General features: G+C 35.7%; 23 protein-coding genes. 14 read left to right on the top strand and 9 right to left on the bottom strand.

Annotated elements, in window-relative coordinates; translation table 11 throughout:
• Window position 1 precedes the first annotated feature (1 nt).
• Genes CHB58_RS04820 through CHB58_RS04805 form a run of 4 tightly spaced genes read left to right on the top strand, consistent with a single transcriptional unit; the run spans window position 2 to window position 4938 of the window.
• The gene (locus tag CHB58_RS04820; protein ID WP_089322977.1) at window positions 2-253 is read left to right on the top strand and encodes a hypothetical protein; all 252 of its coding nucleotides are present in this window, start codon (window positions 2-4) and stop codon (window positions 251-253) included.
• Window positions 243-2027: a Na(+)/H(+) antiporter subunit D gene (locus CHB58_RS04815; protein ID WP_089322976.1), complete on the top strand. Its 1785-nt coding sequence runs from the start codon at window positions 243-245 to the stop codon at window positions 2025-2027. Before CHB58_RS04820 ends, CHB58_RS04815 begins: the two co-directional genes overlap by 11 nt.
• Before the next feature lie 14 nt (window positions 2028-2041).
• Window positions 2042-3535 carry a complex I subunit 4 family protein gene (locus CHB58_RS04810; protein ID WP_089322975.1) on the top strand — a complete coding sequence of 498 codons (1494 nt, stop codon included), beginning with the start codon at window positions 2042-2044 and terminating at the stop codon, window positions 3533-3535.
• Window positions 3532-4938, top strand: a complete 1407-nt coding sequence (locus CHB58_RS04805) for an NADH-quinone oxidoreductase subunit N (RefSeq protein ID WP_089322974.1) — start codon at window positions 3532-3534, stop codon at window positions 4936-4938. The genes CHB58_RS04810 and CHB58_RS04805 overlap by 4 nt, the downstream gene beginning before the upstream one ends.
• A gap of 19 nt (window positions 4939-4957) precedes the next feature.
• Here the strand turns inward: CHB58_RS04805 and surE are convergent, their stop codons facing one another.
• Complete coding sequence (surE, locus tag CHB58_RS04800) at window positions 4958-5704, bottom strand: 5'/3'-nucleotidase SurE (RefSeq protein ID WP_089322973.1); 747 nt, start codon at window positions 5702-5704, stop codon at window positions 4958-4960.
• Between the two features lie 108 nt (window positions 5705-5812).
• On the opposite strand from surE, the gene CHB58_RS04795 reads away from it, so the two are divergent.
• From CHB58_RS04795 to CHB58_RS04785, 3 genes are all read left to right on the top strand, one after another.
• Window positions 5813-6178 carry a response regulator gene (locus CHB58_RS04795; protein ID WP_089322972.1) on the top strand — a complete coding sequence of 122 codons (366 nt, stop codon included), beginning with the start codon at window positions 5813-5815 and terminating at the stop codon, window positions 6176-6178.
• Between the two features lie 9 nt (window positions 6179-6187).
• Entirely contained in the window at window positions 6188-6787 is a 600-nt protein-coding gene (locus CHB58_RS04790) for a hypothetical protein (protein ID WP_089322971.1), read from the top strand.
• Between the two features lie 84 nt (window positions 6788-6871).
• Window positions 6872-8209 (top strand): coproporphyrinogen III oxidase family protein, encoded by a 1338-nt coding sequence (locus CHB58_RS04785; protein ID WP_089322970.1) that lies wholly within the window; start codon window positions 6872-6874, stop codon window positions 8207-8209.
• Window positions 8210-8216: 7 nt separating this feature from the next.
• Here CHB58_RS04785 and CHB58_RS04780 read toward each other — a convergent pair whose 3' ends face one another.
• Window positions 8217-9167, bottom strand: a complete 951-nt coding sequence (locus CHB58_RS04780; RefSeq protein ID WP_089322969.1) for a prenyltransferase — start codon at window positions 9165-9167, stop codon at window positions 8217-8219.
• Between the two features lie 83 nt (window positions 9168-9250).
• Between CHB58_RS04780 and CHB58_RS04775 the strand changes: the two genes are divergently transcribed.
• The 5 genes from CHB58_RS04775 to CHB58_RS04755 are packed head-to-tail and all read left to right on the top strand — an operon-like array spanning window position 9251 to window position 12976.
• The gene (locus tag CHB58_RS04775; RefSeq protein ID WP_089322968.1) at window positions 9251-10366 is read left to right on the top strand and encodes a homocysteine biosynthesis protein; all 1116 of its coding nucleotides are present in this window, start codon (window positions 9251-9253) and stop codon (window positions 10364-10366) included.
• Window positions 10367-10385: 19 nt separating this feature from the next.
• Window positions 10386-11285, top strand: a complete 900-nt coding sequence (locus CHB58_RS04770; protein WP_180706438.1) for a universal stress protein — start codon at window positions 10386-10388, stop codon at window positions 11283-11285.
• Window positions 11286-11837 carry a MotA/TolQ/ExbB proton channel family protein gene (locus CHB58_RS04765; RefSeq protein WP_089322966.1) on the top strand — a complete coding sequence of 184 codons (552 nt, stop codon included), beginning with the start codon at window positions 11286-11288 and terminating at the stop codon, window positions 11835-11837. It begins immediately after the preceding gene.
• A complete protein-coding gene (locus CHB58_RS04760; RefSeq protein ID WP_089322965.1) occupies window positions 11809-12192 on the top strand; it encodes an ExbD/TolR family protein in 384 nt (127 codons plus the stop codon). Before CHB58_RS04765 ends, CHB58_RS04760 begins: the two co-directional genes overlap by 29 nt.
• Window positions 12164-12976: an energy transducer TonB gene (locus CHB58_RS04755; protein ID WP_089322964.1), complete on the top strand. Its 813-nt coding sequence runs from the start codon at window positions 12164-12166 to the stop codon at window positions 12974-12976. Before CHB58_RS04760 ends, CHB58_RS04755 begins: the two co-directional genes overlap by 29 nt.
• A gap of 15 nt (window positions 12977-12991) precedes the next feature.
• Here the strand turns inward: CHB58_RS04755 and CHB58_RS04750 are convergent, their stop codons facing one another.
• The 7 genes from CHB58_RS04750 to CHB58_RS04720 are packed head-to-tail and all read right to left on the bottom strand — an operon-like array spanning window position 12992 to window position 21025.
• Entirely contained in the window at window positions 12992-14215 is a 1224-nt protein-coding gene (locus tag CHB58_RS04750; RefSeq protein ID WP_089322963.1) for a DUF6175 family protein, read from the bottom strand.
• Window positions 14212-14934, bottom strand: a complete 723-nt coding sequence (locus tag CHB58_RS04745; protein ID WP_089322962.1) for a FecR family protein — start codon at window positions 14932-14934, stop codon at window positions 14212-14214. The genes CHB58_RS04750 and CHB58_RS04745 overlap by 4 nt, the downstream gene beginning before the upstream one ends.
• A complete protein-coding gene (locus CHB58_RS04740; RefSeq protein ID WP_089322961.1) occupies window positions 14931-16793 on the bottom strand; it encodes a hypothetical protein in 1863 nt (620 codons plus the stop codon). Before CHB58_RS04740 ends, CHB58_RS04745 begins: the two co-directional genes overlap by 4 nt.
• Before the next feature lie 14 nt (window positions 16794-16807).
• Window positions 16808-18112, bottom strand: coding sequence for a PEGA domain-containing protein (locus CHB58_RS04735; RefSeq protein WP_089322960.1), 1305 nt, complete (start codon window positions 18110-18112; stop codon window positions 16808-16810).
• Between the two features lie 22 nt (window positions 18113-18134).
• Complete coding sequence (locus CHB58_RS04730; protein ID WP_089322959.1) at window positions 18135-19217, bottom strand: hypothetical protein; 1083 nt, start codon at window positions 19215-19217, stop codon at window positions 18135-18137.
• 11 nt (window positions 19218-19228) lie between these two features.
• A complete protein-coding gene (locus CHB58_RS04725; RefSeq protein ID WP_089322958.1) occupies window positions 19229-19819 on the bottom strand; it encodes an LPP20 family lipoprotein in 591 nt (196 codons plus the stop codon).
• A gap of 12 nt (window positions 19820-19831) precedes the next feature.
• Window positions 19832-21025, bottom strand: coding sequence for a murein transglycosylase domain-containing protein (locus CHB58_RS04720; RefSeq protein WP_180706437.1), 1194 nt, complete (start codon window positions 21023-21025; stop codon window positions 19832-19834).
• 218 nt (window positions 21026-21243) lie between these two features.
• On the opposite strand from CHB58_RS04720, the gene CHB58_RS04715 reads away from it, so the two are divergent.
• Both CHB58_RS04715 and CHB58_RS04710 read left to right on the top strand, forming a co-directional pair.
• Window positions 21244-24873 carry a carboxypeptidase regulatory-like domain-containing protein gene (locus tag CHB58_RS04715; RefSeq protein ID WP_089322956.1) on the top strand — a complete coding sequence of 1210 codons (3630 nt, stop codon included), beginning with the start codon at window positions 21244-21246 and terminating at the stop codon, window positions 24871-24873.
• Window positions 24870-25781 carry a hypothetical protein gene (locus CHB58_RS04710; protein WP_089322955.1) on the top strand — a complete coding sequence of 304 codons (912 nt, stop codon included), beginning with the start codon at window positions 24870-24872 and terminating at the stop codon, window positions 25779-25781. The genes CHB58_RS04715 and CHB58_RS04710 overlap by 4 nt, the downstream gene beginning before the upstream one ends.
• The last annotated feature ends 31 nt before the right edge of the window (window positions 25782-25812 follow it).

Here is a 25812-nt window from a genome sequence, read left to right as displayed (position 1 = left end):
AATGGATATTGTTAAACTGCTTGAAACATTAAGAGATAATAGCGATAAACTGAAACTTTTATGGTGGGGTTTTCTGGCTCTAACTGTTGTGCTTAACTTTTTTATCCACCCACATCATCCACACTTTGAGTGGGAAAAGATACCCGGAGCCTGGGGAATATTTGGCCTTGTTTGCTCTGTAGTTCTTATACTGTTTATGAAGAAAGTTGTATATCCTTTAATAAGCCGTCCAGAGGGGTACTATGAGTGTTAATTTTATCCATCCATCACTGTTTTTCTTTATACTGGCTATAGTTGTTCCTGTTCTTGGCAGGAAAAGGTATGATTTCTGGAAGTGGCTGTTGCCTGTCCCTGGGATACTTGCGTTGCTTGTAGCACTTACAGTAAAGCCTGGGACATACACCCTTGGACATTATCTTGGATACACTTTAACCGCCCATGTATCAAGTTTATCATTAATCTTCTTGAATATATTCGCCATAGAAGCAATAATTGCAATGATTTTTTCCATGCATGTTAAAAACCCGTGGCACCACGTTGCTGCTGCAACTTATGTTGGCGGTGCTATTGCATGTGTACTTTCTGGAGATTACCTTACTCTTTATATATTCTGGGAGCTTATAGCGGTAGCTTCAGCGTTTTTAATCTGGCTCAATGAAGACCTTGACTGTGCCCCTGTTGTAGCATTCAGATATTTGCTATTCCACATAGTCAGTGGACTTTTTCTCCTTGCAGGTATCTTTTTAAGATATAAATATGAAGGAACCTTTGCTTTTATATCAGCAGATGTTCATCATTTAAACTTTTACGACTGGCTTATACTCATAAGTTTTGCCATTAACGCTGCAGTTGTTCCATTTCATGCGTGGATTCATGATGCTTATCCTCGCTCCACAGTGCCGGGTATAGTGTTTATGAACGCTTATACAACAAAAACAGCCGTTTTTGCCCTTGCTACAGTGTTTACTGGAATGCACCTTTTAGCTGTAGCAGGAACAATAATGACAATATTTGGTGCTGCAATGGCACTTATTGAAAACAATGCAAGGAAAATACTTACATACCATATCATCTCTCAGGTAGGTTACATGGTTGCAGGTATCGGTATTGGTGGAGCTTTAGGGCTAAACGGCGGTATAGCTCACGCCTATGCTGATATCCTGTTTAAAGGACTTCTTTTTATGGCCGTAGGTGTGATTATCTACTCAACCGGAAGAAGAAAACTCACAGAAATGGGAGGACTTGCATACAAACTTCCGTGGGTTATGATTTTCTATATGGTGGGAGCACTTTCAATCTCTGGAGCACCTCTTTTTGCTGCTTATGTAACTAAAACCATGGTTATAGCAGGAGCAGCTGAAGAGCACATGAAACTTCTTGCTCTTGGACTTGAAGTTGCGGCTGTTGGAACTTTCCTTTCTGTTGGATTAAAACTTCCCTATTTTGCCTTTTTCCACAAGAAGGAATTTGATGGAGAAGTGAAAAAGCCTATTCCAAAAAATATGTATGTCGGAATGGCGATGGCTGCTTTTATGTGTGTTCTTGTTGGTTCATATCCACATTTCCTGTATAAAATGCTACCGATTCAGCCTGTAGAATATCATCCTTATACCGCATCTCATATACTTTCAACCCTACAGCTTCTTGGATTTACGGGGCTTGGATTTTACCTTCTAAGAAAAATTGTTAAGCCTCACGACAAAATTATCCTTGACCTGCAATATCTTTACTACGATTTTACAAAATGGCTTGTGATGGTGTTTGCCAATATTGTGGCAGCTGTAGATAGCTTCTGGTCAACAGTTTACAAAAAGGTTGGAGTTGCATTTCTTGTCTGGGCAGCAAACTTTACATCCATATTTGATAGAGGAATTATAGATGGTATTGTTGATGGAAGTGCCAGATCTATTGAAAATGGAGGCACTATTTTAAGCAGATTACAGACAGGAAAGCTTAACGATTACATAGAATACGCCCTTGCTTTTGGGTTTGCAATTATCCTTATTCTTTACTTTATACTACATTAAAACGGAGTGGTTCCATGGTTTTAACCGGATTGATACTTCTTCCGATAGTGGCGGCTTTGGTGGTTCCTTTTATAAAGGATGAGAAGGCTGTGAGGATTTATTCCCTCATCGTTGGATTTGGAGAGATTTTACTTTCTATACCTTTAATTACCGGCTTTAAGCCGGATGGTGGTTTTCAGTTTGTAGAAAAGATACCATGGATACCTTCCCTGGGACTTAACTATTATCTTGGTGTTGATGGAATAAGTATTTTGATGGTGCTTTTGACAACTTTTCTTCTTCCAATTACCGTCCTATGTTCCTGGACTTACATAAAGAAAAGAGTAAAAGAGTTTCACATAGCAATACTTCTTACAACTGCAGCATGTGTAGGACTATTTTCTTCTTTAAACCTCGTCCTGTTTTACATTTTCTGGGAAGCGATACTTATACCGATGTATCTGATCATAGCCATCTGGGGAGGACCACGAAAAAAATACGCTTCTATTAAATTTTTCCTTTACACACTTGCAGGAAGCGTGCTGTTGCTTGTTTCCATTATCGCCTTTTACAAAGCAGGAGGCACTTTCTCAATTCCTGAGCTTATGAATCGTAAATTTTCTCTCACATTCCAGATTCTTACGTTTATCGCTATGGCAATCGCCTTTGCTATTAAAGTTCCAACGTTTCCGCTTCACACATGGCTACCTGCAGCTCACGTTGAAGCTCCAACAGCCGGTAGTGTAATTCTTGCTTCAATACTCCTTAAAATGGGAACTTACGGATTTTTAAGGTTATGTCTTCCCCTTACTCCTGAAGGAAGTCTAACGCTTGCCCCTTTAATGATTGTCCTTTCTGTAATTTCAATCATTTATGGTGGATTTGTTGCCCTTGGACAGACAGATATTAAAAAGCTTATAGCTTATTCATCTGTAGCTCATATGGGGTTTGTAACTCTGGGTATCTTTATGTTTAATCTGTTTGGTATAGAAGGCGCCATAATGCAGATGTTAAACCACGGAATTGTTACAGGTGCCCTTTTTATAATGGTTGGTGCTTTATATGAAAGAAGCCACAGCAGAGAGATAGTTGACAATTTAGGTCTTTCAAAATATCTGCCCATATTTACAGGTTTTTTTCTTCTCTTTTCTCTTGCATCTTTTGGATTTCCTGGAACAAACAGTTTTGTGGGTGAAGCTATGGTTCTTATAGGAACTTTTGCTAAAGACGTACCGACAGGGCTTGCAGTGATTCCTGGAGCAATGCTTGCAGCTGCATATATGCTAAGGTTAACCATAAAGCTTGCATGGGGAGAACCGTCAAAAGCTAAAAACTGGAAGGACCTTAATATCAGAGAAATGGCGATGTTGATTCCACTTGCTCTACTTGTAGTTTATATAGGAGTTGCTCCAAAACTGTTTATAAAAACCATAGAACCATCTGTCAAAGATTTAATAATCCATGTGGAGAAAAACTCGTCTGGAAAACTTAAAAAATCACCTAATATCTGGCATGGAGAGAGAAGATGAACGGATTTGCCCTTGTAATTCCGGAACTGTTTCAACTTTTTATAGTAGTGGTGCTTTTCATACTTGCAGTAAGTAGATGGGAAAAAAATGTTTCCTGGTTTCCTTATCTTACAGCAATAGGAGTGGTTGTTTCTGTTCTTTCTTTATTTAATTCAGGCACTTTATTTTACGGGACGTATAAAATTGACCTTCTCTCTCAAATTTTTAAAGCAACAATATCTATCGGGTTCTTCCTTTTTTCACTTCTTGCGGTAAAGAACAAAACTGTTGAAGATGAAAAAAAACCTGACTATCTTTTACTTTTGTCACTTAGTGCTCTTGGATTAATGCTAATCTCTTCTGCTGTAGAACTTATAACGATATACATAGCTCTTGAGATAGCATCCTACGCGTTTTATGCTGTTGTTCCTTTAAGAGCAAAGAGTAAAGAGGCTGCTGAAGCAGGTATTAAATACATAATGTTCAGTGCTGTTATGACGGCAATATCTCTTTACGGATTATCCTTTATATACGCTGATGCTCACACAACATTTCTTTCACAATTTAAAAGTATAGCATGGAACTTAAATACCCATCCTATGGCTACTGTCGGACTTACACTATTTATAGTTGGATTTCTCTTTAAAATTGCCCTGTTCCCCTTCCATTTCTGGGCTCCTGATGCGTATCAGGGAATGTCAAATGAAACAGCCGCATATTCAGCTACAATTCCAAAACTTGGCTCAATAATCGTTTTAATAAGAATACTTGAAGCTGTATATCCTTCAGCTGCTGTTGCTTCAACCCTTGCTGTATTTGCAGCCATTGCAATGACGGTCGGAAATATTACAGCCCTTGTTCAAAACGACATCAAAAGAGTTCTTGGATACTCAAGTGTAGCCCATGCAGGTTATATGACAGTAGCACTTCTTGTTCAATCAAAAGATTCCCTTGCAAATGTGGTATTTTACGCAGTAGGATACATTTTTATGAACTTTTTAGCATTCTGGGTTATCTGTAAGATTTCAAAAAGTGGAGAAAACATTACTTTTGAAAACCTTAAAGGACTGTATAGAAAAGCTCCTGTACTGGCATTTGCAATCACAGTAGCAGCTATGGCACTTACAGGCTTACCGCCAACATGTGGATTTATAGGCAAATTTTTCCTTTTAACAGGTGCCTGGGGGAAAGGATTTGATTGGTTAATTGTGGTGGCAGCGCTTAATACCGCCATTTCAGCTTATTACTATCTAAAACTTGTAAGATTCTCCTATGCTGAAGAAGGAAATGAAGAAAAAGATATTTCCATCTCGCTGTTTGATTCTTCTGTTGCACTTATACTATCAGCGATAGTATTCTTAATAGGTATCATACCAAGCCCAATTTATCAGTTAGCAATAAAAGCAACAAATATGATAAAGTAAGGGGAGAACAAATTTCCCCTTACTTCCAATTGTAGTTTTCAAGTACTGCAAGAGCTTTATAATCTGTAAGGTCAAGCTGAATAGGTGTTATTGAAACAAAATCTTTTTTTATAGCCCAGTAATCTGTACCAGGTTCTGCTTTCCAGTTCGGCTCCTCACCACCTATCCAGAAATAGCTTCTACCCCAGGGATCTTTACGTTCCTCCACTTTTTCACTGTAAGCTTTTTTTCCCTGTCTTGTAATTTTTATACCTTTTATACTCTCAAAAGGCAGATTTGGAATATTAACATTCAAACAGCAACCGTCCGGTAACCCTTCTTCTATTACTGTTTTTACAACTTTTTTTGCCCATTTCGCAGCTGATTCCCAATGAAAGTCTTTAAAAGCAGCAAGGGAAAAAGCTATAGACGGAATTCCTAATAGAGCACCTTCCATCGCTATGGAAACAGTCCCGGAGTATGTAATATCTTCACCAAGATTTGGTCCTCTATTTATCCCTCCGATTATCATGTCCGGTCTTTTACCGTTCATAACAGCATGAACACCTATATAAACACAGCTTGTAGGTGTTCCATCAACAGCATACCAGTTTTCAGCCACTTTTTCACATCTTATAGGTCTATGTAATGTTAAAGCCCTGCCAACTGCACTTCTTTCCCTATCAGGGGCTACTACAACAACATTGCCAAACTCACATAGAACATCGTAAAGAGCTTTTAAACCTTCAGACCTTATACCATCATCGTTTGAAAGTAAAATGTTCATAAATTTTCTCCTTTTTGCTCAACTGCACAAACAGTAATATATGCGTTATTTTACAAGAAAATTATTTTTGAGATAATATTGATTGCTAATGGGAAAAGGAGGCACATTTTGAAAGCTTTAATCGTTGATGATGTTCTATTCACAAGACTTATAATGGAAGAAGCTCTAAAAATTGCTCAAAGCAAGGGAAAACTAAACCTTTCCCATATAGAGCAGGCTGAAAGTTATAAAGAAGCTGTAAAGAAACTGCAAAAAGAACAGTTTAACCTGGTAATTACTGATATAAACTTAAAAGACGGTTTAGGAACAGAACTGGCGAAATTTGTTAAAAGAAAATACCCTGAAAGTAAAGTTATAGCTCTTACAATGTATCCCGAAGAGTTTGAGAAGTACAAAGATGTTTTTGATGAATTTATAAAAAAACCTATATCATCAGAAGAACTTGAAGAAAAAATAGAAAAAATAATTAAATGAGGAAATAAGATGCTTATACTTGAAAAAGTGCTTTTTTTAGCATTAAAAGCTTTCCATCCGTGGGAAATTATTATCAAATTTTCCGATGCGGAAGCCACTCTTTACATAGAAAACAAAATGGTTATCGCTGCAGAATATAAAGAAAATGAAACCAGCCTAAAAGATTTTGAAGCATTTAAAAAAATAGTAGAGAAAAGAATGGAGATTGAGAAACTTGACATAATCCCTTTAAGTAAATCTGTGGAAAACAGAATGTCTTGTGATGTTCACTGTGTAATGAAAATCCTTGAAGAAGCTGAAATAAGCAAACCAAAAGAGAAAAGCTGGATAGAGGAATTCCTTTTAAACCTTCTATCACTTGATACCAACTGGATAGTTAACCTTCACGGAACGACATTTAAAGGGAAACTGTATCTTTATAACAGGAAATATGTTGATGCATACTTTGTTGACAAAATATCAAAGAAAACTCTAACAGGAAAAGAAGCTTTTGAAAGATTGGTAGAAAACAGGGAGCAGATAAAATCAACAGAACTGCAACCGTTAAAAGAGAAACCTCAAGAAAAATTTTCAATCAACTTTATTGAATTGCTCAATATTCTTAAATAAAAATTTTAAAACAGAAAGATTTGTTTATTCAGAAGTTTATAAACTATAATTGTTAATTGGAGGAAGCTTATACGGAGGATTTAAATGAACTTAATCAATTCAGCCCTTGTTCCAGCAATGAGATATAAACTTTCTAAAACACTTGTTTTCAGGAAAGCCGTAGGAGAAGCACCGGCTGATGATATGAACAGTAAAGGAAAGAAGCTTCTCTATATCCATGTGCCTTACTGTGAAGAAGTATGTCCATTCTGTTGCTTTAACAGCTACGACCTTTACAAGTATAAAAATACTATAAAAGAGTACTTCCAGGCGGTAAAGAAAGAGATAGAGATGTATAAAGATTTAGGTTATGACTTTAACTCTGCATACGTTGGCGGAGGTACTCCAACAACAGTTCCAGATGAACTAGCCGAAATTCTTCAACTTATAAGAAAAGAGTTTAACATCACAGAAATCTCCATAGAAGCAAATCCAAGAATTTCCGATGAAACGGTGAAAATATTTCAGGAAGCAGGGCTTGACAGGCTTTCTGTGGGAATACAGAGCTTTAATGATACCCTTTTAAAAGAGATAGGAAGATATGAAAAGTATGGAAGTGGAGAAGAGATAAAAGAAAGGGTTAAAGAGTTAATTGGAAAATTTAGAATAGTAAATCTTGATTTCATATTTAATCTGCCGACGCAAACAAAAGAGATTCTTAAATCAGACCTTGAAACGGCAATAGAGCTTGGAGCTGACCAGATAACCTGCTATCCTCTTATGGTTGCAGAGCAAAATGTTCACAACATCAAACAGATGGGAAAAGTTGATTATGATAAAGAAAAAAACATGTATTTCAATACAATACTTCCTACAATGAGAGAAAAGTATATTCCAGCTTCTTCCTGGTGCTTCTCAAGAAAAAGGGAAGATAAAAAGATAGATATGATAGATGAATACATCGTAGATTATCAGGACTATATCGGAGTTGGATGTGGTTCTTTCTCTTTTTCCAACGGGTATGTGAATATGAACGCCTACACAATTCCTCTCTACATAACACTTATAAAGGAAGGTAAGTTTCCAACCATTATGCGTTCATATAAACTTGCGAAGAAAGATCACATGAGATACTACATGATGATGAGTCTTTTTGGAAGAAGATTAAACAAAGAGAAATTTGAAGAAAGATTCGGTGTGCCTTATGAAAGGGGGCTGTGGTGGGAATCACGGTTTGTTAAGCTCATGGGAATGGCAACTGAAGAAAGGGGCAATGTTTATACAACAAAAAAAGGGATGTATGCCTTCCTGATAATGCTCAGACAGTTCTTCGTTTATGCCAACAGATTAAGGTATATAGGAAAGAAGGGTTCTGTTGAAGTTGAAAGTGAACTTAAAAAACTTATTAATGATTCCGATAGAGCGTTTGCTGTAAATGAGTGAGAGGAAATTATCCTCTCACCTTCTTTATAAACAAATCCAGAAAAAGAATAAAGATAAACACAATATTTGTGTCAAACATCAACTTAAAACCTTTACCATTTAAAACTTTTAACACTTCGTAATCGTTATAAAAATCAGGACGCCACTTCACGATAGATATAATTTTATAACAGAGAACAAACAGATAAGCTACGGGTAAAACCGATATAAGATATAATCTCTTATGAATCAGAAAGAAAACAGCAAAAATCAGAGAGAAAATATAAACATAAAGGGAGAAAAAATAAACAGGAGCCATTCTTTCTTTTCCAAATCTAACAACCAGATTCCTTTTCCCGGCTTTCCTATCCGGTCCATAATCTGGAAATTCTCTCAAAACTTTTTGAGCAAACACTGAAACCATGTAAGGAACAGATAAAACTACAGGCAACCATGAAAAATGTCTTGCCTGAAACATATACGCTATAAGAGTAGGAGCAACGGCATTTGTAAATGCAAGAACAATTTCTCCAAGTCCCCTATAAGCAAATTTAAACGGCCAGCCGGTATAACCGTAAGCCAGAATAAAAAGAACAAAACATAAAAGGTAAAAATTCCATGAAAAACGGTATTTAAAAACAAAAATAAGTCCGAGCAAAACAGCAAGAATACCAGAAAGATAGGCAATAAAAAGGGCTTCTTTAGGCTTCATAAGCCCTTCCACAAGAACTTTTGACCCACCAGTGAAAGCAGAAGGATTTTCACTGTCAGTTTTTAAATCGGCAACATCATTCTGAACATAAACACATTCAACAGCTAAAATCAGTATTCCAAGACTGATAAGAAAAAGTCCAACATCCACCTTTCCTGTATCCCATATGGCAATCACCGTTCCAAGGAGAAACGGATAAATCATAGTAAGAAACTTAAACGGCTTTGAAAGCCTTATAAAAGCTTTTATTTTCTCGTAACTTACCATAACACTCTCCACAAGAAAGAAATCAACATAAATTATAAGTATTTCAGGGAGAAGATTAAACCTATTCCTATTGAGGAGAACGTATGGAAGGAATATATACCGTTGAAGAGATTCAAACCAGAGCCATACCTTTTAATCAGATAGATGGTGTTACCTGTGCAACTTTTGCTGTAATTTCAACACCGGCTCTCATCTACGAATTTCGGTTTGCAGAAAGTGGAAAATACCGTAAAGCAGTAAAAGTTTCAATAGATGGTGAAGATACTTCTGTTGGTCCTGCACCCAACGAAACACTTGGACTTGTTGATGGTATAGTTAGCAGACCTGCTTTTATACAGAAGTTGATTGAAGGCAGAAAGGTAAAAGCAATTGTAACAGCTGAAAAGTTAAACGGAAAAAAAGATGTTTTAGAAATTAATCTATCTTTAAAAGATTTTGACTACGCTAAACTTTTCTTTACAAGGGTATGTGTAAAAAACTACATGGGATTCATAAGTTATGAGCCTGTAAAAACAATATTTGCAGCAGATACATTAAATCCCGGGGAGTTTACATTTTCAGGGTGCGGAGCACTAAATCCTCATGAACACTTCACCATAAAACCGGGAGAAAAAATATTCATAGCCGGAACAACAGGAGTAGTAACAGGAGAAGGAACGAGAAGTAAACCTGAAAAGCCGAACATAGCTGTTTTATGTGATTTAAGAGAGGTTAAAAAGGAATATTTTGGAATATTTAAAACAGGCGGAGGTGTAGAGTACTATCTTGGCCTTGGGATAAAAAGAAAAATAACGAAAGAGGAATACAAAAAAATAGTAAAGAAAACGCCTGATAAAATCACACTCCCTGTAGCAAATGTAGTTGGAAGAGATGTTATCTGTAAAAAATCGTACCAGGATGTATGGAAATTTGACGAAAGTTTTTCTTTCAGTAAAGAAAAATGTAAAAACTGCAGCCCGTGTTTTGTGGAAGAGTTCTGCCCGGCAGACGCATTCAGAAAAGAAGAGGGTTTTCTCTCTCATTGCATGTTCTGTGGAAGATGCCTCTTAAAATGTCCTCATAAAGCTGTAGAAGGAAATACAGGAACAGTTGATATCAATGGAAGATCATATAGTATAGCATTCAGACAATCCTCTCTTAAAAGAGCAAGAGAGATAGCAACAATGCTTAAAACTTTTGATAAAATAGGTTTAACTTAAAAGTTCTATGGGGGCTATGATGAAAGTGCTGTTTCCTACAATCTTTGAAAAGTTTTCATTTGGAATTTTAAAAGAGATAATCAAACTAAAAGAAGCAGGACTTGAAGAAGTTGTTTTTTTATACGTTGTAGAACTTGAAAAAGTTATTGTTCCAAAAACAGGGGAACTTCTAAAAGGTGAACTTGAAAAGGAGAAGAAGAAAGCTGCAGAAGGTTTTAGAAAGTGGCAGCTGCTTCTTGAGGAATATGGAATTAAAGCAAAATATTATGTAAAACTTGGAAAAGCTGTTGAGAAAATTCTTGAAACAGCACTTGATGAAAATGTTGATCTTGTCATTTTAGGACACAGAAAAAGAAGAAGCTTCTTAGGAATACTATTTAGCAGTCTCGGCTCAACAGCCCTAACATTCATAAAAGTTACCGCTTTTCCAGTTCTTGTATTCCCCTCAACCTTTAAAGAGCACGAGAAAGTTTCCATTTTTGAGAAAATAGAGATAGCAACAGATTTATCAAAAAACGCTTACAGAACGGTGGAATATATACTTAAATTTAAACCTTTAATTGAAAAAGTCGTTGTTACCCATGTTCTTAAGAGAAGAGATAATATAGAAGAAGTAGAAAATAAACTAAAGGAAATTGTAGAACATCTTAAGGCAGAAGGCATAAAAGATGTTTCTTATAAGCTTATAGAGCATACAGACCCTGCAGATGCCATTCTTGAATCTGCTCAGGAAGAGAATGTAAATCTTATAGCAATGGGAATTATCGGAACCCACGAAGAGGAAAGAATGAAATATAACCTTTTCTGGTTTGGAAGTGTAGCTCAAAAAGTAACCGATGACGCTGACATTCCGGTTCTTCTTGTGCCACCAGAAAGGGAGACAGAAAAGATCAAAGAGATGCTGAAAAACGGAGAGTAGATGGAACTACTTGCAAAAAGTGGATTTATAGGATACGTTTTACTGCTTCTTTCAATAACTACATTTGCAGTTTTTCTTGAAAGGGTATTTGTTTTAAACAGATTTTACAAACAGGTAAAAAAGCAGGGATTTAAAAAAGAGCTGATGCAAACCATTAAGGATATAGAAAATAAAACTCCTGAAGTAATAGAAAATCTTTTATCACTTAAAGGTGCCAAAATAATAGCCGAATGTGAAAGGAGGGTGAGTTTTATAAAATTAGCATCATCCATAGCTCCCCTCCTTGGACTTCTTGGAACTGTCATAGGAATGATAGAGGCTTTTCACAATGTAGCTGGAAGTGGATACAGTGTCAATCCCGCTCAGCTTGCTGATGGGATATGGACAGCTCTTTTAACCACTGCAGAAGGACTATGTGTAGCGATTCCTGCCTATTTTGGATATTTTTATCTAACAGGAATAATTGACAAAATAGAGCTTGCCCTTAAAGAGGATATGGAAGAGGTACTTATAGAGGTTTACGGTGATAGAGTTCAGAAAAAAGAAAGATGATGAATCAATACTTGATATAGCACCTCTTGTGGATATGGTGTTTCTGCTTCTCATCTTCTTTCTTCTAACCAACACCTACCAGAAACACCAGATAGGTGTTTCCCTTCCTGTAACAGAAACAGGAAATGAAGCAAAAGTAGAAAAGAAAACATATTTAATAGAGATTAAACCTGACGGAACAATACTTCTAAACGGAAAAAAAGTTTCCATCAACCAGCTTAAAAAACTGCCAAAAACAGCAGAAGTGGATATAGCAGGGGATAGAAAAGTAAACTACGAAACGTTTATGGAAGTTCTTGACAGACTAAAAGAGGCAGGCATAAACAATGTCAACCTTCTTACAATCAAAAAATAGACTCTTACTCTTCACATTAATACTATCCTTATTAATTCACTTTTTAATTTTAAAGTTTATAGATGCTAATAGAAATCCAGCAGGAAAACTTATCACTTTAAATGGAGATAAAACTAAAATAGCTGTAAAGATAAAACAGAAAGCTATCAGCAATACAGAAAAGCAAACAGACAATAAGCAAGGAATAGAAAAAAAACATCAAACTAAACCTATAAAAAAGAAAAGTAAAGTAAAGAAAGCAAAAATCAAGAGAAAAACGTCTGATAAAAAAGACAAAAACAAGACTCATCAAAAACCTCAAAAGAAAACTCAAATATCAAATGTAAAAAAGCAGATAAGAAAACCAGAGAAAGAAACAAATCATAAAGAAGAAAAAAAAGAACAAAAGATGGAAGCTATAAACAGAGAGAAAAATAATTTATCAGTAGAATCTAAAAAAGAAGAAAATAGAAAAACTACCAAAGGCGGCTCTCTTTTTTCCTTTTTAAACTGGAAAAACATGTATATAAAAGAGGTAATTAACTCACTTGATAAAAACAAACAGTATCCAGAATTAGCAAAAGAGATGGGCATTCAAGGAACTGTAAAACTTGTTCTTACAATAGATAGAAACGGAAATGTGGAAAAAATAGAAGTAGCAGAATCTTCAGGTTTTCCTATTCTTGATAAAAACGCTGTTAAAACGGTAAAAAAGAGTAAGTTTCCTCCATTTCCGCCTGAAGTGAAAAAGGAAAAGATGAAAATAAATATTTACATCACGTATAAAATAAATGGGGAGGATTAATCCTCCCCTTTAAAATTATTCTATAACAATATCTTCAGTTGAAGAACCAGCCTTAATAATCAGTAAAGAACCTGTATCAAGAACCTTTTCAATTTTTCCCGGTCCAGAGTAAGACTCTTCAAGGGTTAAAAACAGCTCATAAGCGTTCGGCACTCCCTTAACATATACCACGTATGTAGCGGCCGACTTTCCAGCTGCAAGCCTTTTAACAGGTCTTTTAGAAAGTTTTCTGAAAAGTCTGTAAAGTGCCTTATCAACATTTCTGAATTCACTCTCATTAGAGAATACAACAACTTTAAACGGTTTTCCTTTTTTCGCTTCCTTTATCCAGGCTTTTCTTATCTGACGGGTAATTTTATCAGCAAGGTCATTTGTTGCCTCCTGAACAACCGCCTCAGGAGATGTTACGTTTCTCTCTGGTGAAAATCCTGTTGAAGCACCAAGAAGTTTTCCGGTTGCTGTTTCGTAAGCTTTTGCCTTTGCAGAAGCTTTCAGAAAAGTTCTTCCATACTTATTTACCTTCCAGACATTGGTCTTAACCTTTACAAAAATATCACTACCCACCTGCAATGCTTCCATATAGTAAGGGTCTGTTTTACCTTCAAGTGCTGCCACTGTTTTAATAATGTTACTTACCTGAGTTTCATCTTCTGGCACATAAACCTCATAATCCCTATCCTGCAGATATTCTTCTATAACTGTCACCGCAAATTTTGAAAACTCATCATCAGATTCGGGAAGAACGGCTATAAACGGCAACCCAACTTCTTCAGAAATCTCTTCTGTTGAAGCGATAACCCCGGCATCAAGTAAAGTGTTTTTAATGGAAGCAACATCAACCTTGAAAAGATAACTCATAACAACGTAAGGGCCCTCTTTCCTTTTTGACTTTGGAGCACTACTCCACCTTATATATCTATCAGGATTTGAAAGTATTTCAGCAACAACTCCCTTAGCTCTTCTTTTCTCCTTTGAAGTTTGAAGCAGCGGTCTATCACCTGCATAAAGAACAAACCATATAGCTGCTTTTTTTGCATCCTGTTTTGCCTGTGAAACGTTACACCCTTTTCCAGAAGCAAGAATCACATACTCAGCAGTGCTTGTGGACTCAACAAACTGAGCTTCTCTGGAAAGAGGTTCTACTGAAGAAGGTATCGTGCAAACCTGTTTCTGTCCGCCTGAAGAGGCACAGGAAGTTACAATAAGACCCAGCAAAGAAAAAAGAATAAACTTTCTCATTCTCCCCTCCTGAAAAACTTTTCAAAAAGCTTAAATTTTTCTTTCATTTTTAAAGGAATAGTGTCCTGAATAACCACTTTGTTTCCTTTTATCACAAGAGACTTACCAGCTGAAATTGTAAACTCCTTTGCATAAAACAGAAACTCTTCTTTTAACTTCCTTTTGTAAGCTTCAAACTCATCTACCTGCTTTTTTTTATAATTTTCAAACTCTTTTTTAAATTTGGAAAACTCATCTTCTACTACAGCCTTGTAAACTTTAAAAGGTTCTTCCACAGAGCGTATAGAGAGAAATCCTTTTTTCAACCCAACCTTAACACTATCAACAGAGCCCACAGCTATTATAAATTCTGTTCCCTTAACCCCTATTATAGAAACAGGAGTTTTTACGAAAAACCCTTTTACATTCCCGTACCTTTTAACAGAATAAATTACCTCTCCTTCTTCCTGATAAACATCACCTCTATTCTTCACTGTTAAGACGCTTTTTTCAAGAAGCAGCAGTTTTGAAAAGCCAAAATCTATGAAAGCTCTTGACGATGAATAGGTTTTAATTTTTGAGTTAAAACCAAACTTAAACGGAACATTCGTAACTTTTTTGCCTAAAAAAGTATCTTCAAAAATCTTAACTTTTCCTTCAAAATCAGTAATCCTGCCGGCGGTTACCGCACCGGCAGGAAGTGTAAAAAGTAAAAGAACTAAAAAAATTTTCCTTATCATTTTGCTTTCTCACACTTTGGCGGCTCAGAATATAGCTTTGCAAAGCTACCAACAGCTCCAAAATGGAAGGAAAATCCAATAAATCCATTAACTCCACCTTCTGTTGTTGCACTTCCAGTATATTGATTTCCCCATATATCTGTAAGAGTAGTGCTGGAATAAACATCTAAAGCGTATCCAACTTCACCATTTATTTCAAAGTTAGGAGAGAAACTGTAAACAAACCCTATGTTAGGAGTAAGAGTAAGAGCGCTTATAGTTAATTCATCTCCCCATGTCCCTGTAAATTTCAAATATCTTCCGGAAATATCAGCACCTGGAGCAATTGATAAACCCGTTGTTCCCAAATAAAATCTTTTATAAACTCCAAAGCCTCCCTCATAGTAAGCATCAGGAGAAAGCTGAAGAGTCCCAAGCCATCCCATATCCACGGTCACATCATCCGCTCCAAAACCAATTCCTGTATAAACCTTTAACCACCACTCTGAAAGTGCCTTTGAATTTCTTATATATCCAAGGTCAGCATCAAATCTCAAACGAATAGTGGACCACGTTCCTCCACCATCAGCAGGATATCCTGCAACTTCAGAAACGGTAAACGGAGTAAAACCTGCCTGTAATCCTATTAAAACTCCAGACCACGGATGCTCCCTTAAAAGGTCATATTCCTCAACATTCCCTTTTATAAGGGTAAGTTCTGTCTTATCAATAGAATTTTCATCACAGTTTGCCGCAACTTTTCTTGTTTTACCAAATCCTTTATAAACTTTCTCCCCATCTTTAAACTCGTAAACATCAAACGGAGCGTCAACTCTTATAGCCTCAGCAACTCCTACAGCCGCCTTAAATGTTGATCCTGAAACCTCTTCAGCCGGAGCAAAAACAGCAAAGTTATCATCCTCTTTAAGCTTCATTCCAGCATTTAGTGCAGCCGCTTTAGCGGTAGTAGAAATAGCCTTATCAAAAAGATTTTTATAATACTGGGCACCGTAAACGATTGATGTTAAAGGCATAATTTCAGTAGTTTTACCAGACTCAGCCTTTATCTCCTTGTAAAACTCAAACTTTCCAGTACCAGGATTAAACTTGTAAATAATCACTTTAGGTTTCATTTCCAGTGTCATCTTGGCGTTATAAGGAGCACCTGCTACAAGAATTTTGTCAAGACCTGACGATACATTTAGTGTTAATACACCAGAAACAGACGGAATGTAAGTAGCAAAGGCAAATCCTGAGTTCATAAGTTTATCAGCCACATCCGCTGTTATTCCAAGCTCTTTAGCTTTTTGAGTAATAAATGTCATCTGCTCCTTTTCAGGCAGTTCTTTATAACGCTGATCCATACTTGCTGAAAGAAGCTGACCAACAACAGGAGCCACCTTAGAATTAAGGTAACTTTCCACCCTGTTTTTAAAATCGGAATAGCTTATCTCCTGAGGAATTCCCGGAGATGGAAGTCCAGTATCTGCCACCATCTCTCCAGTTTTGGTTATTATTACAGCTTTATCCGGTAAGAGAAGAATTTTGTCAAATCTTTGAGTAATAACATATTTATAAAACAGTTTCGTAAGGTCATCAATCTGGTTTTTAGAAACCTTATAAGTGTAAGCATTTTGACCTGTCGCAGCACGAACCAAACCGGCAATGAAAGAAGCCGTTCCTTTCTTTGTATTATCCACCACAGGAACGGTAACTGTGGTTGAAGAGAAAACAAGCTCTCCAACAGAAAGGGCAGCTTTCCTCTCATACCGTTTCTGAGTAACATCAGAATAGATAGCCTGAGTGTTTTCCACACCGTAAGCTACACCTGAAAAGAGCAGGGAAAGTGTTAAAAATGCCACTCCTGCGCGAATTCCCATCCCTCACCTCCTGATTATTTTGAAAGCTTTTCAGTATCAACACTGTTTAAAAGGCTGTTAATCACAGCTTTAACAAGCTTTTCAGCTTTCTCTTTCAAAATCGTATCGTGAGTTTGATCGGTTGTGAAAAACGGCTTCATCTTTCCTCTTTTCATAACAACAGGTTTACCGTTTGAAAGAAGGGTTGCAACAACTTCAAGTTCATGTTTTTCATAACCTTTAACTTTGGTTTTAAAATCTCTTATTTTTATATCAAGAACATTTGGAGCACTGTTTGTAACTATAAATCCACTATCAATAAGCAGCTTTTCAACTATCGGCCTTGCGTAATCAAAATCTATTTTCAACACAACAGGCACCGAGAATGAAATTTTCTTTGGAAGTTCAAGGGAAATTGTTTTTTTCTCCCCTCTGGACAGGTATATTTTCTCTCTAACAGACTTATAACCCTTTCTGGCTATCTCAACAAAATACTCTCTATCAGGCTTTAAGAGAATTGTTTTACCGGCTCTGTAAACTTTACCATCCACTTTAACAACCGCGTCCTCAGGAACAGTGATGACCACAAGTCTTCCGTAGTTTAAGTATTTATCTATCTCTCCAATTTTTTTAAGTGCAAAGTTTACATTCTTTTTATCGTTTACTGCTTCAGCTATAGATATAAGAAGAAATGCTTTCTTTTTTAGCTCTCTAAGCTCATCTTTTGACAGTGCTGAAAGGTCTCTTTTTAAAAAGGACTTGAGATAATCTACCGTCTGCCTTACTCCTTCATCTGTTAAAACAGCACAAACTTCATACCCTTCCTTTTTCCTTCCTCTATCTTCAAAGAAAACCCCCTTTAAAAGAGTTTCTGTTCCTATTAAAGTGGAAGAAAAATACTCCCTTGTAATCTTCCTGTTTTTAAGCTGTTTTTTCACAACTTCCACAGCACTTACATTTGAAATGATATCCTGAGAGATTCTCTTTAAAGCTGTAGCCCTTGCCTCAGTTTTATTTTTGCCGAAAGCACACTCTTTAAAAATAACCCTGCCTTTTAAAGTAACAGGTTTTTCTTTTTTAACAGCAGGAGTGTTATTTTGAGACTCATTATTTTGCCTGGATTCTGTTTTTTCAGAATCTACAGGATACTGATACTCTTTTTCTTCAGACTTAAATTCTCCCTCAAGCTCATTAAAAGCTTTCTCTGCTTTCTCTTCTACAGCCCTGATTTCAGGGTCCTTAACACTTGTATTTGTTTTTGCAGATACATTTTGATTTGCAGAAACACAGGAAAACAGTGATAATAATAAGCTCAAGATAGCTAAAAAATACGCCCTCATATTACCCCCGAGAACTTTATAATTAATCTGCTTTTACAACCCCAGCAAAAACCTTCCCAGAAGGTGAAAAGTAGATACCTATAACCCTTCCCTTAACTTCCTGTTTTACCCCTTCTTTCAAAACTTTTAATATCCATTTATTTTTATCAATTTTAACAGATATCCTTTCATAGTCAACTAAAAGTCCTTCATCTTTTGCAAGCTGAAATAGCGCCCTTTTTATTGCAGTGTTAACCTGTTCTTTTACCCCTCCTATGTGGTTGCCACAAACACCGACATAAACATACTCTCCACCTAAACAGAAAGGATCATCTATCCAGCAGGGCTTTAACTTTTTATTTTTAAACATATCAGGTCTATTTGTTTTTAAGTCAGGAGAAATTAAATACATAAATAGTTTGCCGTTCCTATCAACAAATAACGACCTAACAACAATTCTAATACTCCTGCTTTTTACCTTTCCCAGATGAATTTCTCTCACCTTTAACTTAAATGTTGAAAGAGGCTCTTTAAACGTTTTTCTGATTTCAAAACCGCTTATATCCACTCCATACATCAAAGAAAGCTTTTCCACTCCATCTTTTAAAGCAGTTATATACTCGTCAAAAAAGTTTGGAGCTATATTTGAAATACCTACAGCGCCTGCAACACCTTCGGCAAAATAATCGCAAACCCACTCCGGCTTACACTTTGAAAGGTCAGGAGAAAGACAGTCTTTATAATATTTGAAAGATAACGGTTTTTTAAATCCAGCATAAGCAGCATAAATTTCCTTTGAAACAAATCTATCATCAACTATTTTTTTAGTTAGAAATTTAACCTTTCTGCCTCTCAGATAAACATCCTTTCCCTGTTTAAGTTCTTTAATCTCCTCTGTACAATCTTCATCAGTAATATTACACAGGCTTTTCATAGCTCTCTCTTTCGCTATAAGATAAGCCTTCTCCTCTTTTATAGCAGGATTTGAAAATCCAACTCCCCCTTTATTTCTTAAATCAGCCGGTTCAAAAAACCAGGGGGGAACTGCTTCTACAGCCCCCCTTTTATGAGACGAACACCCTGAAATTAAACCCACAATCAGAAACATTACCCACAATCTTTCCATTAACTATTTCCTTAATACTTCTGCATCTCCTTTTCAAGCTCCTGCTGAGCCTTATAAGCTTTAAACTCCTGATAGAGAATATCCTCATCTCTTGGTGAAAGCTCCATTTTCTGAGCCATCTCCTTAATCATCTGTTTAACGGTATGAGGTTGAAGAGCTACAACCGCACAAACAACATATCTTCCATCATCAGCCCTGAACGTTTTGGAGTTGATTACCCTTGTTCCTCTTAAGTACTGTTTGGCAACCTGCTTGGCCACTTCTTCAAATGTGCTTCCCATATAACGTTTTTTACCAGCTACAGTTCTGTTTTTATACCTTTTAACCATAGTCATAACTTTCACTTCAAGTAACCTTGCAAGTTCGCTCCTTGCATCAGCTACAGATTCTTCTCTTGCTATCTGTGCTTCTTCTATATCCATGGCAAAGTTACATTTACAAACCGCAAGTCCTCCTTCAATGTTAGAATACTTATTGCAGTAATCATCCCACGGGAAAGAAACTTCCACTGTTGTTTTAGGAGTAGGCTTCCCCCCTCCACATCCTGCAACAACAGCAATAAGACCAACCATAGCAGCAGCTAAAACCTTTCTTACTTTCATAATATCCTCCCTCTAAAAGTTTTTATATAAATATATTTTACTATAAACTTTTCTAAGATACTCTCTTGTCTCTCTCATAGGTAAACGTTTACGTAAAGTTTCATAAACCTGCTCGGGTGACATTCTGTTTATAACCTTTATAGCTCTTCTCAAATTTGTTGTCCCTGTAAACGCTCTTGCAACCCCTCCTGGTCCTCCATTGTAAGCAGCGATAGAACAGAAAAGCCTGCTTTTAGGATTTTTCACTCCAGCAAAATATTTGTAATACAGCAGGTAAAGATAACCACTTCCTATATTTATATTATTTTCACTGTTGAAAAGGTAGGAAGGTGTAAGAAGCATAGGTTTTCCAAAAATATTCTTAGTGACATCCCTGCCGGCAGTTTGAGGAACAATCTGCATCAGTCCGTAAGCTGGAATGTGGGAGACTGCCATAGGGTTAAAGCTGCTTTCTGTATGTATAATGGAGAAGATCAAAGGAACATCTATCCGGTATCTCTTAGAATACCTATGAACAATATCTCTATACTTTTTTGCCTTTATCACTATTCTATTTTTAGGAAAAGAATATGTAAGAACAATCTTCTTTCTACCTTTTTTCTCTCTAAGTTTTTTTATTTTTCCTTTTTTTAATATGTTTTCAGCAATTCTATCCGCCTCATGGTTAGATATGTTTTCCTTTCCTGTTAGAACATCTCCAACTATTTTCTCTTTTTTAACCTTTGATAGTGCTATATTTTTAAGTTTCCGTTTCTTTAGTCTTTTTTCAACATTAACAAACACTGGATTTTTGTTAAAAGCTGTTTTAACATCCTCAACTACTATCTCTTTTAAGGCTTCTTTTAGCTGCTTTTTGTAGTTATTGCCGGGATTTAGAATTTCCACTTTAATTGTGCTGTTCTGGAAATCAACGATTGTCCTCTTTCTAAAATCTTTGCTGTATTGAACAAAAACCTTTTGAGACGGCAAAACAGGTTGACTCCAGTACTTCCCAATCTCTCTTTTATACTTTTCAAACTCCTCATTAAGAATCTTTTTATATAAGCGAAACTCTTCATCTATTCTTTTTTTGTACTCTTTAAATCCATTGTCTCTGAATGATAAAAATTCATTACTCAAATTTTTTTGAAAATCCTGGAAGCTCTCTCCATAAACAGTTGAAATGGAAAGAATAAATGCCACCGTAAAGGTTAATAGCCTTTTCATACTTCCCCCCATAACCAAATTTAACTGGAAAACCCACAAACGAAACTTAAATACTTAATTATATATTTTTTTCCAACAATTAATACTTATAAGTATAAGCAAAAACACTTTATAAAACATCTTGACAACCAATTTCACTAGTAAAAAATTACTAAGGAAAATTATGGTAAATTATCAAAATAACAAAAGAAAAATACCTGCAAAAGAGGTATGTAGTAATGAAAGGAGTAAAGCCGTTTCTAAGACTTTTACTTCTTGTAATTTTAATACCATTCATACTTGGATGCTTTCCATCTGAAGATAATAAAGAATCTGAACCGACAACTGATGTTTCCTCTGAAAGTTCCTCTTACACTATAGAAAAATCCAGCGGAAAAATAAAGTTTGAGGTTGAAAACATCAACTATATGAATGGAACACTTATCGCAACCCCGGACAAAGTAAAATATGCAATAGAAAACTCAATAGAAAATACAAATAACACTTTTTCAAACATAATAACTTATGAAAACAGTACGGTAATAATTGATAACGTTACACCTTCCTCCAACATTTCAATAACATTTCTGACAGAAAATAAAACAGAAGGATTTCAGTTAAATAACATATCTGTAAAGGAGTCTGAAACGGTAGACCTTGGGAAAATTTCTCTAACCAAAACTTACAATATGACATTAGAAGTGCAAACAAATAAGTATGAAAGCCTTCTTCTAAATATTCCGGAACTTCTTATAAAAAACAGGAAAATTTTGCCAAATACAACAGAAACTATTCAAAACATTCCTGAAGGATGCTATTTAGTAGCAATATCAGATATTAATGGAAATGTTATTTTCTTTAAATATATTAAAGTTCCTGAAGAAAGTGACATAACAGTAACTCTGGATGACTTTATTAGTTCTTCAAAAATAAAAGGAACTATTCAAGATGAAGACGGAAACCCAATAAGTGAAGCAATAATAACACTCCAGCCCTCAAAAGGAAATTTCCTTTTAAATCTATCAGATAGTGCAGGAAAGTTTGAATTTAAAAATGTTGCCATAGGTTCTTATACATTATCTGTCAGAAAAGAAGGATTTGTCCCAGTAGAAAAAGAGATAAATATCTCTGAATACGGTTCAGATTTAAATATAGGGAATATTACACTTAAAAAGGAAACTACTACAGGAAGTGTAATGGGGTATGTTTTTCTTCCAGGTGAAGATACCAATGCAGGAACAATTATAGGATATGAAAAAGTTGGAGATAGCAGTCAAATAGAAACTAAAGCATATACCTCAAAGTCGGATGGTTTCTTTTTAATAAAGAACCTCCCTGAAGGAGAATATAAACTCAACATCACTCCCACTAAAGATTATTTTAAAACGAAAACAATTACATTTACTATTATCAAAGGAGATACCACATTTATCACAGAACCAATAATACTTGAAAGGCAACTGGGGTCAATTAGCGGAACTTTAACTCTTCCTTCTTCTGATACTCTGTTTTCTATTGATATAAACATATATAACTCAAATAATAATGAACTTTTAAAAACGTATCACTTTTACGATATCAATCCACAAACCCCTTTTAACTTTATATTAAACAACATTCCTGCCGGTTACGATGGATATATTTTGTCAATATCAGGAAGAGATGGAGAAGGAAATAGTCTTAAAGAAGAAAATATTTTTATAAATTCCATTTCCCCCGGAGAAACTTATACGGTATCTTACCCAATAGAAATAGAGTATATAGACCCGAATCCCCCAGAAATTACCTATACAAAATTTTTAAACCTTGATAACCCGAAAGTTTCAGTATGTAATGAAACAACAAAAACGTGTTTTTTAAATCCTGAAAATCGCTTAAATATAGAAGTTGCAGCTACAGATGATGATGGAGATTTAATAAATTACAACTTTTATTCAAATGCAGGAGTATGGCTCTATAAAAATCCAACTACTGGAAAAGCAATATTGAAACTACCAGATGAAGGTGGAATATACACTTTAACTATAGAGGCTACTTCAAACTCCAGAAAAGATATCGCCACATACACTTTAAATGTCAACCATTATCCTGAAATAGATATACTTTCACCATCAGAATCAGAACTTACAAAATTAAATCCTAAAACATACAGTGCTAATGAAGAAGTTAAAATAGTAACCTCTATTTTTGATTTAGAAGATTCTGTGGAAAATTTAAGTATCCAGTGGTTTTCCGACTTACAAGGTTTATTATCAACCAACACAACAACTCTTGAAAAAGTGCTACTTCCGGGTATTCACCGAATAGAAATCTCTGCCACCGATTCAAACGGTTTATTATCAAAAAAAGAAATTTACGTTAAAGTCAATCCTATAGATTATGTATGGTTGAAAGAACCCGACATCCCATATCTGAAACTTTACACAACATCAGATGGAATTTATTTAAATGATAAATTTCAGATTCCAGAAGCAACTACAGACAAAACTTTAATTTTTGAATCCCCTAACGAAACTATTGCATCAGTAAATAATAATGGAACCATAACAGCAAACAAAAGCGGAACTGCAATAATAAAGATACACTCCCAGGAAACCGATGAAAACAACAAACCCTTGTACGAATACCAGATAGTTACAAGAGTTTTAGGAGACCTTGATAGTGAAGAGAACAAAACCTTATCTTCAGGACAGATAAAGCAAATAAGAGTTCAAACAGCAAAACTATCTGATATAGACGGAGATGGTTTTGTTGAGGACTATATTCCTATTAAACTCCATTTCCCGGCACCTGGGAAATATGAAATTCTTATGTTTGACAAAAAACTCTTAATAGATGATAGTTACGTGGAAGGGCAAATTTACCTTAACAACGGACCAGCAACAGGGACAACGATAAATACGGAAGGAGCTATAGAACTTGAAGTGGTGAATCCTTCTGACAATTATGAATTAAGACTTTATCCCAAAAATACAAATTATGAGACAGACTGCGACTTACTTCTTAAGATAGGCATATTCCCATCCGAAGAAATACCAGCATCCTTTCCAGAAACGCAGATTTATGCAGTATGGGACGGTAACTTAGAACCAAATGATGTCCCGGCTACCGCCTATCCGTTGCAACTTGGAAAAAGCATAGTTACAAATGTTAACTTATTCAGTTATGACACAGCTGACTATTATGTTCTTAAAAATCTAACCGAAGATACTTATACCGTCACTGTTACTGTCCTTGAAGGTACCGATTCCTCCTACTCTTACAACGGTTATGTCTACGTTGAACTCTACGACCCTCTCGGTAATAAAGTTGATTCCTATAAGGTTGCCGACGATGATTCCCCAGACCCGGGAGATTCGTTGACCTTTACTTTCAAAGTAATCACTCAAGGTGACTACAAAATTAAAGTCTACAGAGGTAACAATAGGTTAACTTATTATAGCCTGGTGGTTTATCCATCTGTTGAAAACGGATTGATTCAAGACGCTGAGGGTGAACCAAACAATTCATTACCAACAGCTACTCCTATTAACCTAAGTGAAACTATACAGGGAAAAGTCAATTTTGAAAGTTACGACACAGCTGACTATTATGTTCTTAAAAATCTAACCGAAGATACTTATACCGTCACTGTTACTGTCCTTGAAGGTACCGATTCCTCCTACTCTTACAACGGTTATGTCTACGTTGAACTCTACGACCCTCTCGGTAATAAAGTTGATTCCTATAAGGTTGCCGACGATGATTCCCCAGACCCGGGAGATTCGTTGACCTTTACTTTCAAAGTAATCACTCAAGGTGACTACAAAATTAAAGTCTACAGAGGTAACAATAGGTTAACTTATTATAGCCTGGTGGTTGAGAAATGAAAAAAACTATACTGTTCTGGATTATATTTTTTCTTATGTTCCCTTTAAACTCTTATTCTGAAATATCAGCTTCTGCTGGATACTGGCTAATGACCTGGGAACAAAGTGATAAACCAGACACAGAAGTAGTTAAAAGTACAATTTACCACACATTTAAAATTGATAACTTAATGGCTCGGGAAATCTCTTTAGCAGGAAAATGGAAGTTCATAAAATTAAGCTTAAAATACCTATCAACAGATGAAGAAACAGTAAAGAACACAACCAAAGCGGAAAAGCTATTTGGAAAATTAGGAATTGATTTTAACGAGTTTTCTTCCACAATCACCTACATAAAAGGAACAACAAATGGAATCGCTGAAGGATACGACACCCAAACGCAAAACAGATCCTATATAGATTTCTCAACCTCAATTTACATCTACAGTATTGAATTTAGCTCTGAAAAATTGTTAAACAACAACATTAAAATTGGTTTTCAGAACATAAAATACCAGCTTCCCCAAACTTTTTATATACTGAACAACAATCAAATAATATTACAGGCAGTGGAATCTGCTATGGAATGGGACGCCAGTTTTTTAACAGTAGGATTCTCAAACATAAATAGTAATAATCTCTTTTTCCTATCAATATCCGCCGGCTACGGGCTGAATGTAAATGTATCTGGAAAATACTCTATAGATCCTTCAGGATATGGTGTCTATCTTAAAGGAAAAACTGCCTTTTTTTATAAAGGAGAAGCAGGTATCAACTACAAAGTAACAAAGCACATATATCTAAATTCAGGATACAGATATACAAAATACACTTTTGAAACTGAGAAAGATACAAGCAGTTTAAACATCTATGCAAAAGCCACCAGTACTCTATTTGGACCTTACCTAAAACTCAAAATACTCTTTTAAACCAAAAATCCATATATTTATCTCCATACTG

Source organism: Desulfurobacterium atlanticum (assembly GCF_900188395.1).
Classification (GTDB): domain Bacteria; phylum Aquificota; class Aquificia; order Desulfurobacteriales; family Desulfurobacteriaceae; genus Desulfurobacterium_A; species Desulfurobacterium_A atlanticum.
This window is presented reverse-complemented; position numbering and strand designations above follow the sequence as displayed.